Annotated in this window: 15 protein-coding genes and 1 pseudogene; 2 read left to right on the plus strand and 14 right to left on the minus strand. The window is 35.9% G+C overall.

Annotation, left to right across the window (positions count from 1 at the left end; translation table 11 throughout):
* Window positions 1-70: 70 nt before the first annotated feature.
* The 6 genes from EKQ63_RS16915 to EKQ63_RS16950 all read right to left on the minus strand — a co-directional run bounded on the left by EKQ63_RS16915 (window position 71) and on the right by EKQ63_RS16950 (window position 10,105).
* Window positions 71-2,146 carry a serine hydrolase domain-containing protein gene (locus EKQ63_RS16915; RefSeq protein WP_143881299.1) on the minus strand — a complete coding sequence of 692 codons (2,076 nt, stop codon included), beginning with the start codon at window positions 2,144-2,146 and terminating at the stop codon, window positions 71-73.
* 892 nt (window positions 2,147-3,038) lie between these two features.
* Window positions 3,039-3,344: a monooxygenase gene (locus EKQ63_RS16925; protein ID WP_087953161.1), complete on the minus strand. Its 306-nt coding sequence runs from the start codon at window positions 3,342-3,344 to the stop codon at window positions 3,039-3,041.
* Between the two features lie 180 nt (window positions 3,345-3,524).
* Window positions 3,525-3,875 (minus strand): DoxX family protein, encoded by a 351-nt coding sequence (locus EKQ63_RS16930; RefSeq protein WP_087953729.1) that lies wholly within the window; start codon window positions 3,873-3,875, stop codon window positions 3,525-3,527.
* Between the two features lie 222 nt (window positions 3,876-4,097).
* Window positions 4,098-4,517 carry a MarR family winged helix-turn-helix transcriptional regulator gene (locus tag EKQ63_RS16935; protein ID WP_001048550.1) on the minus strand — a complete coding sequence of 140 codons (420 nt, stop codon included), beginning with the start codon at window positions 4,515-4,517 and terminating at the stop codon, window positions 4,098-4,100.
* A 279-nt stretch (window positions 4,518-4,796) separates the two neighbouring features.
* The gene (cypD, locus tag EKQ63_RS16940; RefSeq protein ID WP_143881300.1) at window positions 4,797-7,994 is read right to left on the minus strand and encodes a bifunctional P-450/NADPH--P450 reductase; all 3,198 of its coding nucleotides are present in this window, start codon (window positions 7,992-7,994) and stop codon (window positions 4,797-4,799) included.
* A gap of 632 nt (window positions 7,995-8,626) precedes the next feature.
* Window positions 8,627-10,105, minus strand: a complete 1,479-nt coding sequence (locus EKQ63_RS16950; RefSeq protein WP_143881301.1) for a DHA2 family efflux MFS transporter permease subunit — start codon at window positions 10,103-10,105, stop codon at window positions 8,627-8,629.
* A 288-nt stretch (window positions 10,106-10,393) separates the two neighbouring features.
* Here EKQ63_RS16950 and EKQ63_RS16955 point away from each other — a divergent pair, with 288 nt between their 5' ends.
* On the plus strand, window positions 10,394-10,996 hold the full coding sequence (locus EKQ63_RS16955) for a hypothetical protein (protein ID WP_143881302.1): 603 nt from the start codon (window positions 10,394-10,396) through the stop codon (window positions 10,994-10,996).
* Window positions 10,997-11,258: 262 nt separating this feature from the next.
* On the opposite strand, the gene EKQ63_RS16960 is transcribed toward EKQ63_RS16955, so the two are convergent.
* Window positions 11,259-11,909 carry a YwbE family protein gene (locus tag EKQ63_RS16960; protein WP_143881303.1) on the minus strand — a complete coding sequence of 217 codons (651 nt, stop codon included), beginning with the start codon at window positions 11,907-11,909 and terminating at the stop codon, window positions 11,259-11,261.
* A gap of 223 nt (window positions 11,910-12,132) precedes the next feature.
* Here EKQ63_RS16960 and EKQ63_RS16965 point away from each other — a divergent pair, with 223 nt between their 5' ends.
* Entirely contained in the window at window positions 12,133-13,104 is a 972-nt protein-coding gene (locus tag EKQ63_RS16965) for an NAD(P)H-dependent glycerol-3-phosphate dehydrogenase (protein ID WP_223290759.1), read from the plus strand.
* Window positions 13,105-13,301: 197 nt separating this feature from the next.
* On the opposite strand, the gene EKQ63_RS16970 is transcribed toward EKQ63_RS16965, so the two are convergent.
* The 7 genes and pseudogenes from EKQ63_RS16970 to EKQ63_RS16995 form a co-directional block, all read right to left on the minus strand.
* Window positions 13,302-13,688 carry a DUF1259 domain-containing protein gene (locus EKQ63_RS16970; protein WP_140421268.1) on the minus strand — a complete coding sequence of 129 codons (387 nt, stop codon included), beginning with the start codon at window positions 13,686-13,688 and terminating at the stop codon, window positions 13,302-13,304.
* Between the two features lie 253 nt (window positions 13,689-13,941).
* Window positions 13,942-14,103, minus strand: coding sequence for a hypothetical protein (locus EKQ63_RS29930; protein WP_033691926.1), 162 nt, complete (start codon window positions 14,101-14,103; stop codon window positions 13,942-13,944).
* Window positions 14,104-14,235: 132 nt separating this feature from the next.
* Complete coding sequence (locus EKQ63_RS16975) at window positions 14,236-15,522, minus strand: ATP-grasp domain-containing protein (RefSeq protein ID WP_176398070.1); 1,287 nt, start codon at window positions 15,520-15,522, stop codon at window positions 14,236-14,238.
* Window positions 15,523-15,527: 5 nt separating this feature from the next.
* Window positions 15,528-16,772, minus strand: a complete 1,245-nt coding sequence (locus EKQ63_RS16980; protein WP_087996086.1) for an MFS transporter — start codon at window positions 16,770-16,772, stop codon at window positions 15,528-15,530.
* A 605-nt stretch (window positions 16,773-17,377) separates the two neighbouring features.
* Window positions 17,378-17,680: pseudogene (locus EKQ63_RS16985) on the minus strand (LysE family translocator); the annotation flags it as partial.
* Window positions 17,681-17,789: 109 nt separating this feature from the next.
* Window positions 17,790-18,005 carry a hypothetical protein gene (locus tag EKQ63_RS16990; RefSeq protein WP_016717976.1) on the minus strand — a complete coding sequence of 72 codons (216 nt, stop codon included), beginning with the start codon at window positions 18,003-18,005 and terminating at the stop codon, window positions 17,790-17,792.
* Between the two features lie 372 nt (window positions 18,006-18,377).
* A complete protein-coding gene (locus EKQ63_RS16995) occupies window positions 18,378-19,823 on the minus strand; it encodes a L,D-transpeptidase family protein (protein WP_143881304.1) in 1,446 nt (481 codons plus the stop codon).
* Window positions 19,824-19,914: the final 91 nt, after the last annotated feature.

Here is a 19,914-nt window from a genome sequence, read left to right on the forward strand (position 1 = left end):
ATACTTAAGATACAAATAAAGTCTCTTTTCCATGTCGTACTGTTTTATTGAAGTCTATCCCGAGTTGTAGCTAGTTCAATGCGACTGTAAATTCGGAATTCGGTGCGCCAGCAAATACAACGGTTCCTTTCTCTGGTAGTTTCACTTTGTTATTGTCACTAACAACAGTAAAATTGACGCATACTCCATTCGCATCATACACCGCTAATGAACTTCCTGATGGCAACTCCACAGTCATCGTTTTCCCTGCTGCCTCTTGCGGAATCGTAAACCATTTCGCATGCCCATTTTTTTGCAGTGTAACTTTCGATAATTGACCTGTATCAAGGGATTTTACATTAGATTCACTGACGTATAAAAAGCTGGCCATCTCTATATATTCCGTGCCATCCTCTGTATAAAAATGGGCTTCCTTTGTATCTCTCCCATTCATCACAGGGATCTGAATTTGATGAGTCGCCGTATTCGGACCTGTAATTTTTTTGCCGTCCCAATACCCATCCTTGATTGTAATTTGTGTGTTAAGAGGCATTAGTTGTCCTAGATAGTTCATAGAATTAAATTTTTCGTTAACGAGGTAGAACTTGCCACCCTCACGCTTCGCCCATGTAGCAGCTGTTTTCTTCGGTAACACATTGTTTTCTAATTTCTGGGCTAAATAGTGAGTCAGCACATTTTGCCCCAATCCTGGCGATAATTCATATGTGCTCTCTTTCAAATAAACTTTTCCATTCTTCTCAGTGACAAAGTTAAGCTTGGAGGTACCCATCTCATTTATAAAGCTGCCATCCGCCGTATATACATATTTTTCTTCCGGTTTAGTTGGTAAAAATAGTTCTCCCTTATTCGTAATTTCTATTTTGAAATGGCTGCGGCTATTTCCATAAAAACCCGCTTTTTTTACCACGTCTTGAGGTACTTTAGCCTTGACTGGTTTGCCGAAGGATTTATCTGGTTTTATATCCTTAATTGTCCCTTTCTCTTTAAGCCTGGCTAGCAGTAATTTGTTTGCTAACAGTTGATTTGTCATGCTGGTGCCGCCGGAGGACAATACAGCTGCTGCCATCTTCTGTTCCGGAAGCACGACCAATGTAGCATGTTGCAGTATCGTATCCCCACCCTTAGTCAACGCTTTTATCCCATATTCACTGAATGGGTATAGTTTCACACTATCCCAGCCAAGACCATAGTTGAACATATTTCCGCTATCTCCCGGCCACATTCCTTTTTTATATTCTTCTTGTTCCATCGCCTTGACCGCTTTATTAGAGAGAATTTCTTTTCCCTGTCCCATAAATATTTGTGAGAATCGCACCACATCTTCTGCAGTAGAAGAGATTCCTCCCGTACCAATCACATTCACCATTTCACTTGGAAGCTGTCCCTGGTATGTCGGAGAATACAGTCCAGCCCGCTTTTCGTCTTCCCATTTGTCTTGCGATGTTATCGTATGATTCAGTTCTAATGGCTCTGTAAACTTTTGATGTAGAAATTTAGTGAAACTCATACCACTGACTCTTTCTACCAAGATCTCAGCCAGTGTAAAACCGTCATTACAGTATACTGAGAACTCACCAGGGTCTGCCTTCAAGTTTTGGTTGGACAATTGTTGCAACAAGATATCATGGGCATAAGCATCATTATCTTTAAATGAAAATGCATTATTGAACGTCGAACCTTGCAAACCCGAGGAGTGATTCAACAGCATACGCGGTGTAATACGCTTATATCGTTTATCTTTCATTTTGAAATCAGGAATATAGCGGGCAACAGGAGCATCCAAATCAACTTTTCCTTCGTCTACTAGTTTCATAACAGCAGCAGCCGTATATACTTTACTGGTTGAACCAATTCCGTATAGAGTATCTTTGGTTAGTGGTTCTTTCCCTTCTATGTCGTTCTTACCTGTCTGTCCTGACAAAATAAGTTTACCATTATCAATCAGCGCATACTGTACGCTAGTCGTCTCATAGGACTTCGTGAGCAGTGCAGCATTCTCTGCAGCAATCTTCTCCAAATCTTTGCTAGCAACTTCTTGGCTAGATACAACCGGAGTCTTACTGCTAGAAGACGCTATCGCTCCTGTTGGTAGGCTCATCGTTAGAGCTAAGGTAGCGGCTAACACCCCAGATAATTTATTTTCCATAAAAAAATGCCTCCTTAGATAAATAATCAATTTCATCTTTTATTTGTTCAATTACAAACATCACATAAACTACTATTCTAGCTTTATCCCTACTGTCTAAATTCAACAAGTAAAACACTTTTAAAAAGACCAGTATTCTCGCCTCTACCCATACTGTTCAAATTGCCTTCAACATATGCCCCTCCAGCAAAAGTATCAAATCATGGAATAACACCTGTATGTCCCCATATCGAGACAACGTTAAGAAGTTTAATTTCATAGATTCCTAGACCCTATCCATTGATTCCTCCCTTTCCTACAGGAACTGTAGTGAGTATTTATTTTAGTTGCTGTTCTTTCAGTAATTGCCACCAATAGAATGCTCTTATTACTAGTTTGTTTTTCGTATAAATGTATCCTATTTACCCTCCCTCTTTTACGCTTCTCTATATTTGTATCCTATACAATAAAAATTTCTTTTTTCTTATCCATTTCTTACAATTTCCTTACGTTCAAATCACTTCTATAATTAGGTAGGTTTTATTTTAAAATCTCCAGGATAATAAATGATTATATAATCCCACGATTTCATAGAAGATGGATTAATACCCCTGCGCCAAATCAACATGCGCATCTCTGCTATTTCCTTGGATTCCCCCTTCAACCTTTACAACAGTTCTAGCCGGCATCAACACTTCTTCACGTTCTTATAAGATAGTAATAACTAATCAACTCCTTACCTGAAAATAAATGAATATAGAAAAAGAGAGATAAGGTTAAAATACCTTTATCTCTCCTTTTCTCTCGCAAATTTTGCGAAGGATTTTTTTGTGTGAGTCCCCTCACCATCAATTTAAGAGTAAAAAAGAAGGGGATTATCCCCTCCTTTTTAAGCTTGCTCCGACTGTCGGAATTATTTAATATACCCACGATTCAGTTCCGTTAACTTTTCATTAATGTTAAAAATTCTTACTCTAATATCTTTAACACCAGCTGCTTCAAGTCTGTTCTTGTGCATTTCAGCGTATGTTTCAGCATCTTGTTTTTCTTCAAATACATAGATGCCTCCAGCTTCTTTCGTTTCTTCATTCTCTGTCCATATTTTCCAATGGAACCCTTCTTCTTCGTTAATACTTTTTGCTAAATCAAAAAATGCTTTTTCCATTTCTTCACCAAAAGGACCTTCAAACGGAAAATCAACTTGTAATAAATATGCCATCTTCGCTCACTCCTATTTTCAATATTTTTCAATTCGAATGCAGATAATATCTTAAATGAGTGCTTCTATTATTCCTGCACTCATTTAAAATTTCACCTGCATTTTCACAACCCCTTTTATAAAATAATTACAAAATGATAGCAACTTGTACGCATATAGTTTAACGGCTTTAGATTATGTTTAAAAAATATGATAACAACTTATCCCTAAACTAAGGACAAACAAAACAAGTGCAGGTATCGCTTTCTTAAAGGGATCTCTCGCTAATACGATAAGAGTTAATGCAGCTGCAAGCATCGTACCGCCTAACAACAATCCTGCTAATAAAGCTACTGTTGGAATCCAAATTCCTATCAACATTCCAATTGCTCCTACAATCTCAAAAGCTCCGGTTAAGAAATTAAAAAACGAAGGTAAACCAAATCGTTTAAACTCATCTGCCATTTTCCCAGATATAATTTTCGTTCCTGTCATTAAAAAGAACAGAAACAATACAACTTTTACTACATTGATTAATATTAAAATAGCAATCACATCTTTCTTATTTATTTGATAAATTTATATGCTATAGCATATATGATACGAAAATTTGACTGGTACTAGGTAAAAAAATGAACCTGAATCAAATATCATACAAAATAAAGCTATCTCCCCCATCCCTCGAAACAACCAACAATATATGCTATAGCATATCTAATACATAAAACAAAGTTTGTTCCTTATGAATAGCGTAGCATCAATAAGGAACAAGTATTAATAGCGTGTATCATACAATTTGTTTAATAATGATTGTAATACTTTAATCTCTTCCTCGCTCAAATTACTCGTCACGAAATGGTGAGCGTCTGTCACGACAGGCAAGATCGTTTTCTTTAACTCGTCACCTTTTTCAGTTAAAAACAGGTTGTGTGAACGCCTATCTTGATCATTCAAAGCCTTCTTTACAATCCCTTTTCTCTCCATTGACTGTATCATTCTTACGACAGTAGTTTGATCTTTATCAATCGCTTCTGCTAACTCTTTTTGAGTAGTGGCTCTTTGGCTACAAAGAACACTAATAATTCCCCACTGCTCTGGCGTAACTCCGAAAGGCTTTAATTTCTTCGTAAAATAATTCGTCATTTTCACATCAGTACGATGAACAAGATAGCCTATTAAATCATGTAAGTTCATATATCACCTCTATAAATTAATATATAAAAGAGTATAGCATACCAGTCAATTATTCACAGTGAATGTATTCATTTTATTAATTACATGCTATAGCATATATATTATAGCAGGTCATTTTAATTGTCAAATAAATCATCTATTTTTCTACAGTATCAGCCGAGCTTATTAAAAATAAGAAAATCCCGTATTCCATGAAAATACGGGATTTTTATAAATGAGTTATTCACTTATTCGAAAGAAGTTCATTCGTTACATATTAGTTATCTAATTAAGAAACATTCATATACCAGCCCAAACATCTTTTCCATATCGCCCTTCATCTTGCAGACGATCCAACCAATTCCTTGCTTCTTGTTCACTGACTTCATGAATTTCTTGATAGGCTTGACAAAGGGTATCTTCTACGTCAGGAGCCATTTTACTTCCATCACCACATATATAAAGATGAGCTCCATTATCTAATAACGAAATTAAATGGATTCTATCTTCTTTTATTACATGTTGTACATATGTTTTAGGATGTCCTTCTAAGCGAGAAAAAGCTGTGTGTAAAGAGATTAGTCCATCTCTTTCATCATTTTCTAGTTCTGTACGATAGAGATAATCCTTTTCAGGATGACGACAACCAAAGTATAGATGTGCTTGTCCTAAGTTCATACCTTTTTGCTTTTGAACGCGACGCGCTTGCAGGAATCCACGGAATGGTGCAATTCCAGTACCTGGCCCAACCATAATAATTGGTGTTTCTGGATTTTCAGGTAATTGAAAGTTTGATTGTGGCGTTCGAATGAAACAGATAATCTCATCTTTATTATGACGCTGAGCTAAATAATTAGAAGCGACTCCTTCATATGTCCCTTCCCCACTCCATGCAGGCGCATTTACAACACCAACCGTAATGCTCAGACGATCCTGTGCAACAAGTGGAGAACTTGAAATAGAATAGTAACGCGGTTTGAGCGCCGGAAGAAGTTCTAAAAAGCGTTCAAATCGGATTTCACAAGCCTCATACTTTTCAAGAAGATCTAACATTGAAATACGTTTCTTTAATATTTGTTCATGATAAACTCCGTCTTCCAGTAATGATTCCAATTCCTTTTTATGAGGAGGGCATGCTGTGAATGCCACCATTTCTCGTATTTGTGCTCGAGTAGCTGCTTCTTGCACTTCAACACTATAACTAAGAAGGTCATATAAACGAACAGGACTGTCTAAAGGTATGTGATTTACACTTCGTCCACTTGCACTCAGTATGACTTGATCCTTCCCGTTTAATTCAAAGCGTTTTAAAATTCGGTTGACATTTTTCTCACTATTAATTGGCAGCACCCCAAGGTGGTCTCCTTCTTGATACGTAGCTCCTTCTGGCAAGGATATTTCAATATGTCGTGTGCTTCTTTCACTGCTAGATGATTGAAGTTCACGATTTTCTAGTATAGATGCATAAATTGCTTCATATGTTCGCGCAAGAGGAGACCCTCCAAGACGGCTGACAAATTGCAGACTCAAAGTACTGCGCTCTTTTTCCATATTTTTGTTAAGTTCCAATCCAAATGCCTTCATCGCATCAGACCACATACTTTGTTTCCATTGCTCGAGTTGTTCCTCAAAATCACCGCTTGCATCCGCTTCTCCACGTTTAGAGAATCTTGTTGCTCCTTTTTGGGCCATTTGCTCATCAATATATCTTGGAATTCGCTGATAGGTACTAGCCCAATTATGATCTCCACAACCAAAAACTGCGTATTGAACACCTTTTAGCTCATTCGGTTTTAATTCCTCCAACCATTGCACAAACTGCCCTGCATTACTTGGCGGCTTTCCATTATAAGAAGAAGTTACAATAAGAACCGCCCCTTCTTTTGGCAGACCTCCAATTCGGTCGTTAAGAGCTGCCACTTCCGTTTGAACCCCTTCTAAACTAGCTGTATCTGCTAGTTCTCTTGCAATACCTTCTGCTACCCCTGTATCCGATCCATACAGAACAAGCAGCGAAAGATTATCGGCTCCAATAATGGAAGGAGTCTTCTGAACTTGCTGCTTGGTTTCATGGTTTTTCAGTTTCTCCTCTGTAGGTGCAAGAACAGTAGTATGGCTAATAGTTTGATTTCGAGGTACAATCCTAATTTTAAAATCACCAGGCTTTAGCGTTAATGTTTGTTTTACGTCCAGCTTATAGTCTTCATAATCGATGAATTCAAAATGTTGAAGAAGCATTCCCATTACGAGTGTGGCTTCATGAAGTGCAAACTGCATACCAATACATGCTCTCTGGCCATTTCCAAATGGCTTATAAGCATGGTGAGGAACCTTATCCAGCTCTTCAAATCGTTCAGGTTGGAATTCTTCCACATTGTCTCCCCACGCATCTTTATCCCTATGTAGTTGTGGAATAAGGACAGAAATACGATCTTCTCCTTTTTTAATTGGATATTTCCCACCAATCACTGTATCTTCTTTTGCATAGAGACTGAATGCGGGAGCAGTCGGCCATAGACGTAGCGATTCATTTAAAATCATCCGTATATACTTAAGTTTCATAACTTGTTGGTATGTTGGAGTAGGATCTGTTAAAACCCGGTCTACTTCTTCATAGGCTTTTTTCAATTTATCTGGATTCTTTAATAAAAAATAGATTGCAAAAGACAACAATCCACTTGTTGTTTCATGCCCAGCTATTAAAAAAGTGATTATTTGAAAACGAATATTTTCATCATCTAATTTTTCACCCGTTTCCGGATCTGGCACATGTAACATACGGGAAAGTAAATCATTTTCTTCCTGATTTCCACTACTTTTACGTTCTGCAATAATATTATCTACTAAAGAAAACATAGATTGGATATCATGCTGAAATTGACGTTTCGTTCTCCACATGAGTTTATCTTCTATATCCAGCCTCTGTAATTGGTGCATCGCCTCATCTAGAGCACGGGTCATACTAGTAATAAAAGGATGAGGGGTCTCACGATAAAAGCTATTAAATCGATAATTAAAACCACATAGACCAATTGTATCTAATGTAAGGCGAGTCATATCCCCTGGGACATCTACATTTTCATTCGGATTCAGTCTTGCCCATTTTTGAACGAGTTGTACAGCAATATCGACCATCATAGCATGGTAATCTTTCATTGCTCTTTGGCTGAATGTAGGCATCAAAATATTATGAGCTTTTTTCCAGTTAGGCTCGTGAGTCTCGCTTGTAAATAATCCGTCTCCAGCAAAGGCACGAACCTTTGCTAAAGCACCATCTATACTTTTATCGAACCGTGTTTCATCACAGACTTCTGCTACCAGTTCATGTCCAGAAACGACAATGATCGTATCACTTAAAGTTTGAATTTGAAAAATAGGACCATACTCTTCCGCTATCTTGATAAAAGATAAGGTCGGTTTATCTTTATCGATTAATGGGAGATTCCCCAGCGGTCCGTATGTTTTCGGCTGCGGAATGGCAGATACTTTTTTATCCATTAAAAACACCCTTTCAAAAAAGCATGAAATAAAGTGAAACTTTAATCCGTGGGGTTTTGTTCATCCCCCACTGATTATCAGCCCTCACCAATCGGACTTTTACGGGCAGTTGATTCCCCACCTAACTTCTTTGCTTCCGCTGAATTTTGAGGTGGGGTCTTACTGCCCGGCAAATAGCGGGATAAAATATCCCATTCAATAAAAAGAAGATAGCAATGAATCGCCTGGCATAAAGATATGTAATTGATTACCTTATTTTATCTTTTCCCTAACTATTCACGATTATGATATTACTTATAAGGTTGGGAATCTAAGTTGTTTGTTGCTATTAGATTTCTAACTTCCAGAAAAAATACTACATTAAAATAAAGCGTATTATTATAATGTTTATGAGAAGTTGAGAGCTAAAGATTGTAGTATTTGGAAAACGAGTAGTTTCTAATGTCAATTCAAACAAATACGATAAGCAAGTATACTCTGTTACGAATGAAAAAGGATCTGATATGAATATCAAATCCTTTTTGCTATATATAATTATTTCATTGTTTCTTTCAGTTCTTTTTCCGTTTTAATTATCAGTTTCTTAGCAGAAAAAAACTTGTAGGAATCATTATCAAGAGTTTTATTTCACTCTACCGATTTAACCTCTCAACAGCTTCCGGGCTTGTATCTACACGTTTAACGAAAAAAACTAATAGTAGCGCAACAACATTCATGCCAAGTGCTACATAGAATGAATGCTGAATTCCGGATAATAAAGCCTTCTGCGTTAACATTGCCTTCGTAGCTTCTGTGAAGGTTGTTGGATCTACATGGGCCATTAAACTTTCAGCTTTTGTTTTTGTTACAGAATTCATAATCGTAACAAGAATAGCAGTACCAATTGAACCGGACACTTGTTGAGCTGTATTATTAACAGCTGTACCGTGCGGATTTAAACGAGTTGGCAATTGATTAAGGCCATTGGTCATAAGTGGCATCATCACCATTGCCATCCCAAACATCCGCAGTGTGTAAATAAGAATAATATGTGTGTGACTAGAGTCGATTTGCAGGTTTGCCAGCATATAAGTTGAAACAGCTGTAATGGAAAGTCCTACTATCCCAAGAATCCGAGGGCCATATTTATCAAATAGTTTACCTGTAATTGGTGACATAACCCCCATTATTACCGCACCTGGAAGCATCATTAGCCCAGAGCTCAGCGGTGAAATACCGCGGACGTTTTGTACATAAGCTGGTGTCAAAATCATACCCGAAAACATGGCCACTGCATTGACAATTGCAATTACAGATGCAAGCGCAAACATGGGGTACTTATAAACACGTAAATCTAATAACGGTTCATTCATTTTTAATTGACGGATAATGAAAGCAATTAGGGCAATAGCGCCTATGGTTAAGGTTGTTACAACAACTTTATTCGTCCAACCATCGGAGCTTGCAGAACTGAACCCATATAATAAACCGCCAAAACCGACAGAAGATAATAGTAATGAGAGATAATCAAGTTTTGCATTTTTGTTTTGTCTCATGACATTCTCTGATTTCCAAATCCCTAACAGTAAGCTAATGATTGCTAACGGTAAAATCATTTCAAACAGCAAACGCCAATCATAATACTCTACAATATAACCTGATAGTGTCGGTCCAATTGCAGGAGCTGTAATCATAACTAATCCAAAAATCCCCATTGCCGTTCCCCTTTTTTCTCTTGGAAAGCTTACTAGCATAATATTCATTAACAAAGGCCCCATGACTGAAGAACCTGCCGCTTGAATCATCCGGCCAGTAAGTAATAGACTAAAGTTCGGCGCTAAAGCCGCTAAGGCCGTACCAAGAATAAAAATCACCATAGATGTAATAAATAAACTCCTATTGGAGAAGCGGGTTATTAAAAATGCTGATGCCGGAATTAATATGCCACTTACAAGCATATACCCTGTAGAAAGCCACTGGATCGTTGAATAATCTTTAATGTCTAAATCCTTCATTATTGATGGCAAGGCTACATTTAAAAGCGAGTTATTTAGAAATGACACAAATGCACCAATAAAAAGGATTACAAGCATTACATATGGTGGTTTTGTTTTATGTAACGTTTCACTCATATATTTATTTGCCCCTTCATTATCAATTCCATTGATTTATTTAACTCGTTTGCATATTTGCACGAGAATATATTACCCTTGCAGTATTTTGCCAAACTCTTCGAATGGATATTCTCTTTTTAGCAATTCTACTTTCTCAACATAACATTTTAAAATCTTTTTTATTAATTACACCTTAATAAACATTTAAATACAGGCTTGGAAATCTAGTTATGTAACCATCCATAAAAAGGAATATCACATAGGCTAAGTCTAACATTACATTTTTAAAGTGAGGGGAATAAGCTTATGCACCAATATTGGTATTTGAATTCAAAGGGAGAAGAGGAACAATATAATAACCAAATTTCCATGTCATCATTATATTCACAACCCCAAATAACGAAAGCTGAGGGAATAAATGGTCTGAAGGTTCCTGAGTATTGGAGTTATCGAGTCTATCCATATGGTTGGGATTCACCAACCAATTATACAGGTTTCAATCCCGAGCCCCCTTCCTTCTCTTGGGGGCAGCCAATCCATTATGCAGGGTTGATGCCTCAAGGACATCCTGCTAATTGGACTCCATTACCAGGCAATGCAAGTTTTAATTATCAAAAACCTCCCATCCCCTGGGCCCAACCATTCAATCATGCAGGGATGTTCGCACAAGGTCATCTTGCCGCTTTACTATCGCCGCCAGCTAAAGCTTTTAACTTCGTTACCAATAACTGGGGTGTTTTCGGAAACTCTCCAGGATGGGGAGGGCAGGTAAGTCCCATGGGATGGGGGAATAACGGAAGTTATGGTCAGCCAGGAATGCTCGGAAACTTACTTACAGTAGGAAAAAACACCATGAATGGAATTGGAATGCTTAGTAGTCTAATGGGTATGGGAAAGTTCTTCTTTTAGTTAATTAGAGCGAGAGGATAGGTCCATAACCCAGAATTAAAAAACATTTCCTTTTCTATTCATTTAATCTTCTCAAACATGCTTCCAATACTCCCTCCACGTTCGTTTCCTCGTCTTTCAAATTATAAAAACATCTATACTTGATAGAGGTGTGGTAGCACCAACAAAACGCAAATTCCGCACGTAAAAACCCGGTTCTTTTACGAAAGAACTGGGTTTTTAACTTTTATTTATTTGATAAAGAAGTCAAATCTCTTTTTCATTATTTAACACTTTGAACACGGCCAATTTGTCCATCTTGTAAGCGAACTTTAATTCCGTACGTATGTGTTTCACTATGTGTCAAAATGTCTTTCACAACACCACTTACAGTTTTACTATAGTCATTATCCAATTGAATAACTACATGTGAACCAACTGAAATTTGTGATCTTGTTGGTTTCCCACCTGTTGCTTGTGTTGGTTTTTCTTGTTTTTGTGTTCTCTCTTGTTGTATAGACTGCTGTTGCTGAGCCTTCTTCTCTTCTTGCTTGCGTTTTTCTTCAGCTACTCTTTGTTGCTCTTCTTGCTTACGCTTCTCTTCTTCTGCTCTTTGTTGCTCTTCTTGTTTACGCTTCTCTTCTTCTGCTCTTTGTTGCTCTTCTTGCTTACGCTTCTCTTCTTCTGCTCTTTGTTGCTCTTCTTGTTTACGCTTCTCTTCTTCTGCTCTTTGTTGCTCTTCTTGTTTACGTTTTTCTTCTTGTGCTTTTTGTTGCTCTTCTTGTTTATTCTTTTCTTCCTCTGCTACTTTTTTGTCTTCATCCACTTTTTGCTCATCTGGTGCGCCCTTTAATTTTTCTTCATTACCTTTACAAGCACTTAAAGCAATTACACATAAACTCATAAGTGCAAATAATAACAATTTCTTTGACATTTAAAAATCCTCCTATTTATACATTACAAATCAATAACTTTCATAGTATAGCAAAAGTATATGTATTCCTTTGTCAAAATTTGTCGTATGCATTTAATTCCCCGTAAAATACTAGGTATTACAATTAGAAGAAGGATATTTGTTAATGTATATCAAATATTAAACAATATAAATAGAGCCATTCATGCAAAGGGAAACATCATAAAAATTTATAAAGACAAAGGTGAGATTATTGAACATTTCAGTTCTTGGTTGTGGGCGTTGGGGTACTTTTATAGCTTGGTATGCTAACAAAATTGGTCATAATGTCATGTTATGTGGCAGAGAAAACTCAAGAAATTATCATAAATTAAGTGAAACTAGAAAAAATGATTATCTTACGCTCTCAGAAGATATTGAGCTAAGTAATTCTCTACATAAAGCAATTTCATTTGCGGAGATTATTATTATATCGATTAGTGCACAAGAATTACGTTCGTTTGCTAGTCAATTAAACTTAATTAATGAAATACAAGGAAAAACCTTCATCTTATGTATGAAAGGACTTGAAGCAACAAGCGGAAAGAGACTTTCTCAAGTATTTAGTGAAACCATTGAAAAAAATGTGAATTTAGCTGTTTGGGTAGGACCTGGACATGTACAGGATTTTGTAAATGACATTCCGAATTGTATGGTGATTGGATCTGAGAATATTAGTATCACTAAGGAAATTGTGCAGGAATTTAATAGTGATTTAATACGGTTTTACTACGGACGAGATTTGATTGGCAATGAAATAGGAGCTGCTACAAAAAATGTTATGGGCATTGCCGCAGGAATGTTAGATGGATTGAATTACAGCAGTTTGAAAGGTTCACTCATGGCTAGAGGGACAAGAGAACTTTCACGTTTGGTTACAGCTATGGGAGGAAATGATTTAACGATATACGGATTGAGCCATCTAGGAGATTATGAGGACACATTATTTTCATTACATAGTCATAACCGAAAATTCGGAGAAGCGTTTGTCTCAGGTCAAAAATTCGAAAAGTTGGCAGAAGGAGTTTCAACAGTAAAAGCATTGAAAGAACTATCTAAACAATACGATGTTGAGCTTCCAATTAGTAACGCTTTATATGAGATTTTATTTGAAAATAAAGATGCAAAAAATACATTAGAAGAACTTTTTTTAAGACCTGTTAAATTTGAATTTTAAGGATACCTCCCCCAACTCTTTCTGTTGAAAGATAAGTAACATATAATCAATTAAAACAATGTAACAACCCACATTAACAACAAAAACATCAAAAGAAGGCATTCCATATATGGAACGCCTTCTTTCACTTTATAAAACCTTTCAATAATATGAAATATTCTAATTAACCAAATCACTCATTTAACGAAAGAAATAAGTTAATTACATAACGCTCTTCTAACTTTCCTTGCGAAGCTTAGCGGATCATCAACGTCTTCAATATTAACGTAAATTAAATTTGGATCATCACATAACCACTCATTGTGTATAGACGAAACAATTATTCCTTGTTTAATAATTGTAGCAACGAATCCATTGACTTCTTTTTGTAAGAGTGCTACCCGTCCTAGACATAATGCCCGTCCAGTTTTTTGATCTCTTGATTCGAATGAGAAGGAACTTGTTACCCTAAAACGTTTCCCTAAAATTGTTGCTTTTATTTCATCCCGATTTATCGTTGCCACGCATTTTCCACCGGCAAATCCTTCTTGCCCACCAATAATTCTTGCAAACTGTTGACAAATTAATTCATCATTACACGCCATACCTTTCATCATCCCCCCTTTTTACTGTTAGGTTATGAATAAATACACAAGTCTGAAACGGTAATGAATCTATTCTATTATAAAAAAGATACTGGGAATCTTTTAAAGAGCAGAAAAAATACACCCTAAGGTGCCATCCTCCGACTTGAGAATCATATCTATGTATGAAAAAAATTTAGAAAAGGCCAATACAAAAGAGAAAGTTCTAACTGTAATGTATGGAGCGCTTATGATATTAAGAATCCACGTTATATTACTTTCTAATCAGTCTCGTTAAAGCCATCCCAAGAAATCCAACACCCATTCCTATGAGCCATCCAGTTTGGGCATTACCTAACATAGATCCCACTCCTCCGCCCAGAAACATGCAGCCAACGAATACTAATCCTCCAATTCCCCAATTCGGCCGTTCCATAATTCAATCACACCCCTTCAATAAAGCATATGCTTTTAGCTATCTAAACTTTCTTGCATAGGATGGTTAATTATTTTGCTTAGGTTTAGCACTATCAGGGAATTCAAAAATTCCTCTCTTTATATAGACCAGTCATTTGCCACATTTCTTTTTACATATATTTTTAAAAGAAGGTTTCCATTCTGAGAAATCCTCATAAACAAACGTTATTTTGTTACATATTTCCTCTGCAACTTCATACATATGTTTTATATCATTAGCCGTAAATAATATAGACCCTTTGCGTTGCGTACTATCTACAATAGTTGGTATGGTGTCGCCCTCTTTTACTACTAGATCAATTAATACGATCTCGGATATGTTAGTTAACTCTTTATACTTGATTTCTTTTAAGCAACCTGGTTTTGGAATCAAGCTTAAAGACATAGCTTGATATTTTGAAGGTACACATCTAAATTCATCTATAATCTCAGTAGCTAGCGCATCATAATAGTATCCAAATTGAGATATGCCAGTTGTTAGTTCCACCATTTTCCAGATGTTGCCACCACCTATTCTAACTTGAGACTCTATAATTATTGGCTTATTTTGTTTGTCTAACTTTATTTCTGTATGAGTAATGCCATTTTCCATTTTTATATCGTCTAAAAATAACATTACTTTCTCCATAATGAATTGTTTTTGAGATTCATCTATAGGTGCTGGCATAATCGTATAGTTTATTATAAATGTATCTTCTTTACATACTTCAGCTGATATAGCAAGTATAGAATGTTTTTTGTTATAAGAAACGGTTTCAACCGTATAAACTATATCACCTTCCACATACTCTTCCACTAAAACAGGTAGTTGAATACCATTTTCTTTAATAAACACCCCTACGTCATCTCCCGAGTTTAGCTTACATACTCCTTTCCCCCCTGCCCCAATCGGCGGCTTTATTATAACACTATCTTTTTTATTCAAAAATTCATTAATGTCTTCAGTATTATTACAAACTGTCGAATCTATCGAAAAGTCCTTACCTGCTAGAATTTCACGCATCATGTCTTTATTGCGAGTTATCATATTAGCATTGTAAGAAGGTCCTTTAACATTAAAAATCTTTGCAATTATGCAAGCCGTATCTAATGCTGTTTCGTTAAAAGACACAACCACATGAAAGGGTCGCTCTTTAAATAATTCTTCAGCATAGTATATAGACAAGGGTATGTTTGTTGTGTCTAATTCTTTTTTATAGAAACATTTTTCTAAGATAACTCCATCAAAATATATGTGTTTAGCGTAAGAGCCTATATACGAAACAGTATACCCACTGTCTAATGCATCTTGTATAGGTTTTGTCCATCCCCCTATAAATAAAATGTGTGGTCTATTTTCTATGTCAGTTCCTTTTAATACCTTATGCATCATAATCATCCCCTCTAAAATGAACTCGTATATTCAATGTCAGTTCCTTTTGATACGCCTCGTCTTAACAACGCAACTAAACACAATGTTGTTCCGAAACCTCCTATAAATAACGTAGTTTGAAGCCCGAATATAGAAATTAAAAATGCACTAGCAAAACTTCCCAATGCCCAAGCTCCCCAATTAAGCGTGCGCTGTACAGCATTTACTCGGCCCAGCATGTGATTTGGTGAGGCAAGTTGTCTTATAGTTGCAGCGTAAGGGCCAAATACACCTTCTCCCATACCATGTATGATACTTGCGGCTACTATACCGTAAACTGTTCCCATATATCCCATTATCGGTATAAAAGCCAAACCGGTAACTGATACAGTAGCGCTATAAATAAGCATTTTTGTATTATTAATTTGTTGACTCTTTTTCATGAGAACCGTATTACCTATTAAAAACCCTACCGCTGCTGAACCTACAACAAATCCTATTTCAATTTCAGATAGCCCCATTACCTTATAAAGGAATATTACTAAAATGCTATTTAGTATGTATTTAAAAAAACCGTAAACAGCACCACATGTCACAATTGGCTCTAATACAGGGTGTTTTTTGAAATATATCAAACCCTCATATATGTTTTCGTATATGGATTTTAAATTTACGTCTTTTAAAGAACCCTCTGTATGCGGTTTAAACTTTGAAATAAATAATACAAACATAAAACAAACAAAATACGTTACTGCGTCAACAGTAAACGATCCTGTTAATCCGACTAGAGTAATGACGATTCCAGCTAGCATAGGACCAATTACTATAGAAAGAGACTCCGAAAGTGCTAGTTGAGCATTTCCTTTTTTTAAGTTGTCTTTATCTGTTACGATTTCCGGTAAGAAAGAAGGAATGGCAATGTTGTAAAACGTGGTGAATATTCCATTTAAAAACATGATAAACACCAATAAAGGGAACGTTATTATATTTGTTACAGTAAGTATGAATACTGATAAAAACAATATGCCTTGACATATACTACAAATTAGCAAAACATTTTTCCTATGAAAAATGTCTATTAAAGCACCGGCTACTAACCCAAAAATTAGGTAAGGGACGAATATAACCCCACGAAGCATAGCAGCATTTGCTTCACTTGTTTGTAACACCTCTAATGCAAAAAGTGGCAAAGCTACTATTGTAAACTGAGTACCTAACAAACTTATAGACTGTCCTAGCCAAAGCTTGTGAAAATTAAAATGTTTGCTACCTTTCATAATATCCCCCCGTTAAATCCATCTTTATAAATTATCAAGTTTACGATATAAGTCAGAGTAGGCAAAAACTATCTTTCAACTAATGTGTGTACCACATAAAAATTCGAAACCTGCTATACAAGCGAGTTTAGTTTCAAAATGAAAACTTGATGTTTAAAAATTACCTGGCTAATGAAAAGCTCACCTTCCGAAAGATACTTCCGCATTCATTTATAAATCAATTGATATACGGATTGAATTTGCTTGTAAGAATCAGTTTATTAATTAGTTTGTTTCGAATTCATTTTCCGATTGTATGTTACTTTGAATCACCTCCAGCATCAGTATAACCTTGCAGGCACGCTGTTGTACGCATTTTGGAATGTAATAGCAAGATAACGAAGCTACGATGACGAACTGAATGGATTTAACCTTGTTATTGGAGGACACATATATACATGACAATTGATTAAAATACATCAAGCCCTATGGGATAAATTTTTAGATAAACCAAAATAACAAGCAAAAAGCCCCTTCAAATTTGAAGGGGCTTTTTAATATATAGAAATTAACTTAAATTAAAAATAACATCTCTTAAAAGGGGGGCATTTTTTTATTATTCATGTTTATTGAGGAGCCTTCGTTTGAAGCAACTTTAACCCCATGCTAATAAAAATCAGTCCTGTTACTTTATTTAGAATCATTCCTACCTTTTGATTTCCTCTTAATTTTTTGGTGACATAGGAAGAGAAATAAGCAACAAATAAACACCACAATAGTCCAGTTACTGTAAAAGTAATTCCTAAAATGATAAAAGGTATAGGACCTGAAGCCCTTGTATCTATAAACTGCGGCAGAAATGCAATAAAGAATAAAGAGACTTTTGGGTTCGTAAGACTTGTTAAGAGTCCTTGTAAATATATCTTTCTTTTGATTTACAACCGATAAAACTGATGTGGTATACCATTCGTATCACGGAGCCAAAACTCACTATTGAATAAGTAAAGCCCCAGAAATCCAAAGATCTCTGGGGCTTCCTTATATATTTAGCTCTTTTTGCTTTTTGTTTTGTTTATATCTATACAGCAATTTTCGGCTTATTAGAGAAATCACTAATAAAGTCAGTATCAATACGACAAGTTGCATCCATGATAAATCAAAATATTTAGCACCTGTAACGATTAAAAGTGTAGAAATCGTTCCTTTTACAATGAAAAAAATAATAATCCATAATCCGCCTTTTTTCCAGTTCATTTTATATTACCCTTTCCTACTTTTAAATTCTTGAAAAAATTAGTGATAGTTTTTGAATGTGACACCTTAATAAAAATCTATTATATTAGTAAACTTTTTCACGAAAATCATATCTATTTACATACGACGATTCCATCATAAATGAAAATGATATTCAGTGTCAATTTTATTGACTATTTGAAAACCTGTTTCTTCATCTGAATCTCTCTCCACTTTGCTTCTTATAAGCAATGAACTCTTGTCTTCAAACAAAAACACCTCCATTGCATTTGCACACTTAGTATGCGAATGCAAGAGGTGTTTTTTCATGGACCATCAGGTAAAATTTCCTGCTTTGTTTACTCGTTTAAGTTTTTAATGCGCAATTATATTCTAGTACACGATAACTGGATCATACGTGTTCAAACTATCATACACAGTTTTTGCAACGTTAGGAAGAAGATTTACACACCCGCCTGATCCTCCTGTTAAATAAGCATTACTTCCCCAGTCTTTTCGCCAGCCGGCATCGTGGAATCCTTGACCGCTATTTGTGAATGGAACCCAGTAATCTACTTTCACTGCATAATCAGCTTTCCCTACTGCGCTGCCTCTTAGCGTATATGGTGTTCGTTTGTATAGAACGTACCACACACCTGGTGATGTATCTTCACCTGTGCTATGTTTACCCGTTACTACATTTGTTGTGACGACTAATTTCCCATCTTTGTAAATCCAAATTTGTTGATCTGCAATGGAAACTTCTGCATATGTGTCTCCAATACCATTATTCGATGTTGTTTTATAACCGATCCCTTCCTTCTCCCAACCATTTCCGTGAATATTAGAAGCAGAAAGTGATTTTTCACCTTTCTCAAAGGCTTGTTGAACTTGTTTTGTCTCTTTTTCCACATCTAGTGCCCAGCCGTATCCTTGACCTTTTACTGATATAACCGAACCAGAATGTGTTTTAAAAGCGAAGTCTTTATGTAATGTAGATTTAGCGTTATTAATTTCAGCAATCTTATTCTTAATTTCGCTCGCATCGATTGTCACCTTCATATCTTTTGACATAGACGCGTTTTGAATTAAATCTTTCGCTTTTAACGAATACACTTCATCCTGCACTTTATAATCAACAGACTGCGTAAGAAGATTTTGTAATGCTTTCTCTTCTTTTTTAATAATCGGATCGTCTTCTTTAATAGGCTGTATGTATGCAGACTTTAGATGGATTTCGCTTTTATGTTTCTGCTTATCGTAATCTTTTAGTAAACTCGCAACGTCATACTGTTTTCCATCAACACTCTTCGAAATTACAACTTTTCCTTGTTCAAGCTTCGCCATAGCATCTTGAGGTGCTTTTAATTTTTCATTCATGGAAACAAGCTTTTCTTCTACAAGTTTTTTCATCGTTTCACTACGATACTGATCCGCTTCTTTCGGTAACAATGAATAATCTTTTTCCTTTGAAGAAGGGAAAAATGTCCACTGGCTTTTTAATAGTTTCTTAACTTGCGGCAAATCTTTTTCCGTCAGTTCCGTCTTTGTCTCTTTTTCATCTAAAATTTGTTCTTTATCAATATAGACTTTGTTTGCTAATCCAGATGTTTTTAATTTCTGTATTGCCTGATCAGCGCTCAAACCACCGACTTTTGTATCATTAATCGTAACATTAGAATTGAAGTGAGTTGCCTGATAATAGCTCATTCCCCCAAGGAGAAGTGCAAGTACACCGCCACCTGCTGCGATAAGCTTCCAATTTGTAAAACGTTTTTTGGATCTTACCCGTTTTTTCTCAACTTTTTCAACAGATTCATTTACTGTATTGTTGTTCATCAATCTTTCCCCCGTATACATTAACGTCAATTGATTTTAAACCAAAACCATTGAATAGTGTACCTTATTTTCCCTGAAATTTCATTGTTTT

The sequence above is a fragment of the Bacillus sp. BD59S genome (assembly GCF_007363175.1).
GTDB classification, from domain to species: Bacteria; Bacillota; Bacilli; order Bacillales; family Bacillaceae_G; genus Bacillus_A; species Bacillus_A pacificus.

Bases quoted from the DNA above. Each gene is read 5' to 3' on its own strand.
- EKQ63_RS16915 (WP_143881299.1), bottom strand. From the start codon at position 2,146: ATGGAAAATAAATTATCTGGGGTGTTAGCCGCTACCTTAGCTCTAACG.
- EKQ63_RS16925 (WP_087953161.1), bottom strand. From the start codon at position 3,344: ATGGCATATTTATTACAAGTTGATTTTCCGTTTGAAGGTCCTTTTGGT.
- EKQ63_RS16935 (WP_001048550.1), bottom strand. From the start codon at position 4,517: ATGAACTTACATGATTTAATAGGCTATCTTGTTCATCGTACTGATGTG.
- cypD (WP_143881300.1), bottom strand. From the start codon at position 7,994: ATGGATAAAAAAGTATCTGCCATTCCGCAGCCGAAAACATACGGACCG.
- EKQ63_RS16950 (WP_143881301.1), bottom strand. From the start codon at position 10,105: ATGAGTGAAACGTTACATAAAACAAAACCACCATATGTAATGCTTGTA.
- EKQ63_RS16955 (WP_143881302.1), top strand. From the start codon at position 10,394: ATGCACCAATATTGGTATTTGAATTCAAAGGGAGAAGAGGAACAATAT.
- EKQ63_RS16960 (WP_143881303.1), bottom strand. From the start codon at position 11,909: ATGTCAAAGAAATTGTTATTATTTGCACTTATGAGTTTATGTGTAATT.
- EKQ63_RS16970 (WP_140421268.1), bottom strand. From the start codon at position 13,688: ATGGCGTGTAATGATGAATTAATTTGTCAACAGTTTGCAAGAATTATT.
- EKQ63_RS29930 (WP_033691926.1), bottom strand. From the start codon at position 14,103: ATGGAACGGCCGAATTGGGGAATTGGAGGATTAGTATTCGTTGGCTGC.
- EKQ63_RS16975 (WP_176398070.1), bottom strand. From the start codon at position 15,522: ATGATTATGATGCATAAGGTATTAAAAGGAACTGACATAGAAAATAGA.
- EKQ63_RS16980 (WP_087996086.1), bottom strand. From the start codon at position 16,772: ATGAAAGGTAGCAAACATTTTAATTTTCACAAGCTTTGGCTAGGACAG.
- EKQ63_RS16990 (WP_016717976.1), bottom strand. From the start codon at position 18,005: ATGAACTGGAAAAAAGGCGGATTATGGATTATTATTTTTTTCATTGTA.
- EKQ63_RS16995 (WP_143881304.1), bottom strand. From the start codon at position 19,823: ATGAACAACAATACAGTAAATGAATCTGTTGAAAAAGTTGAGAAAAAA.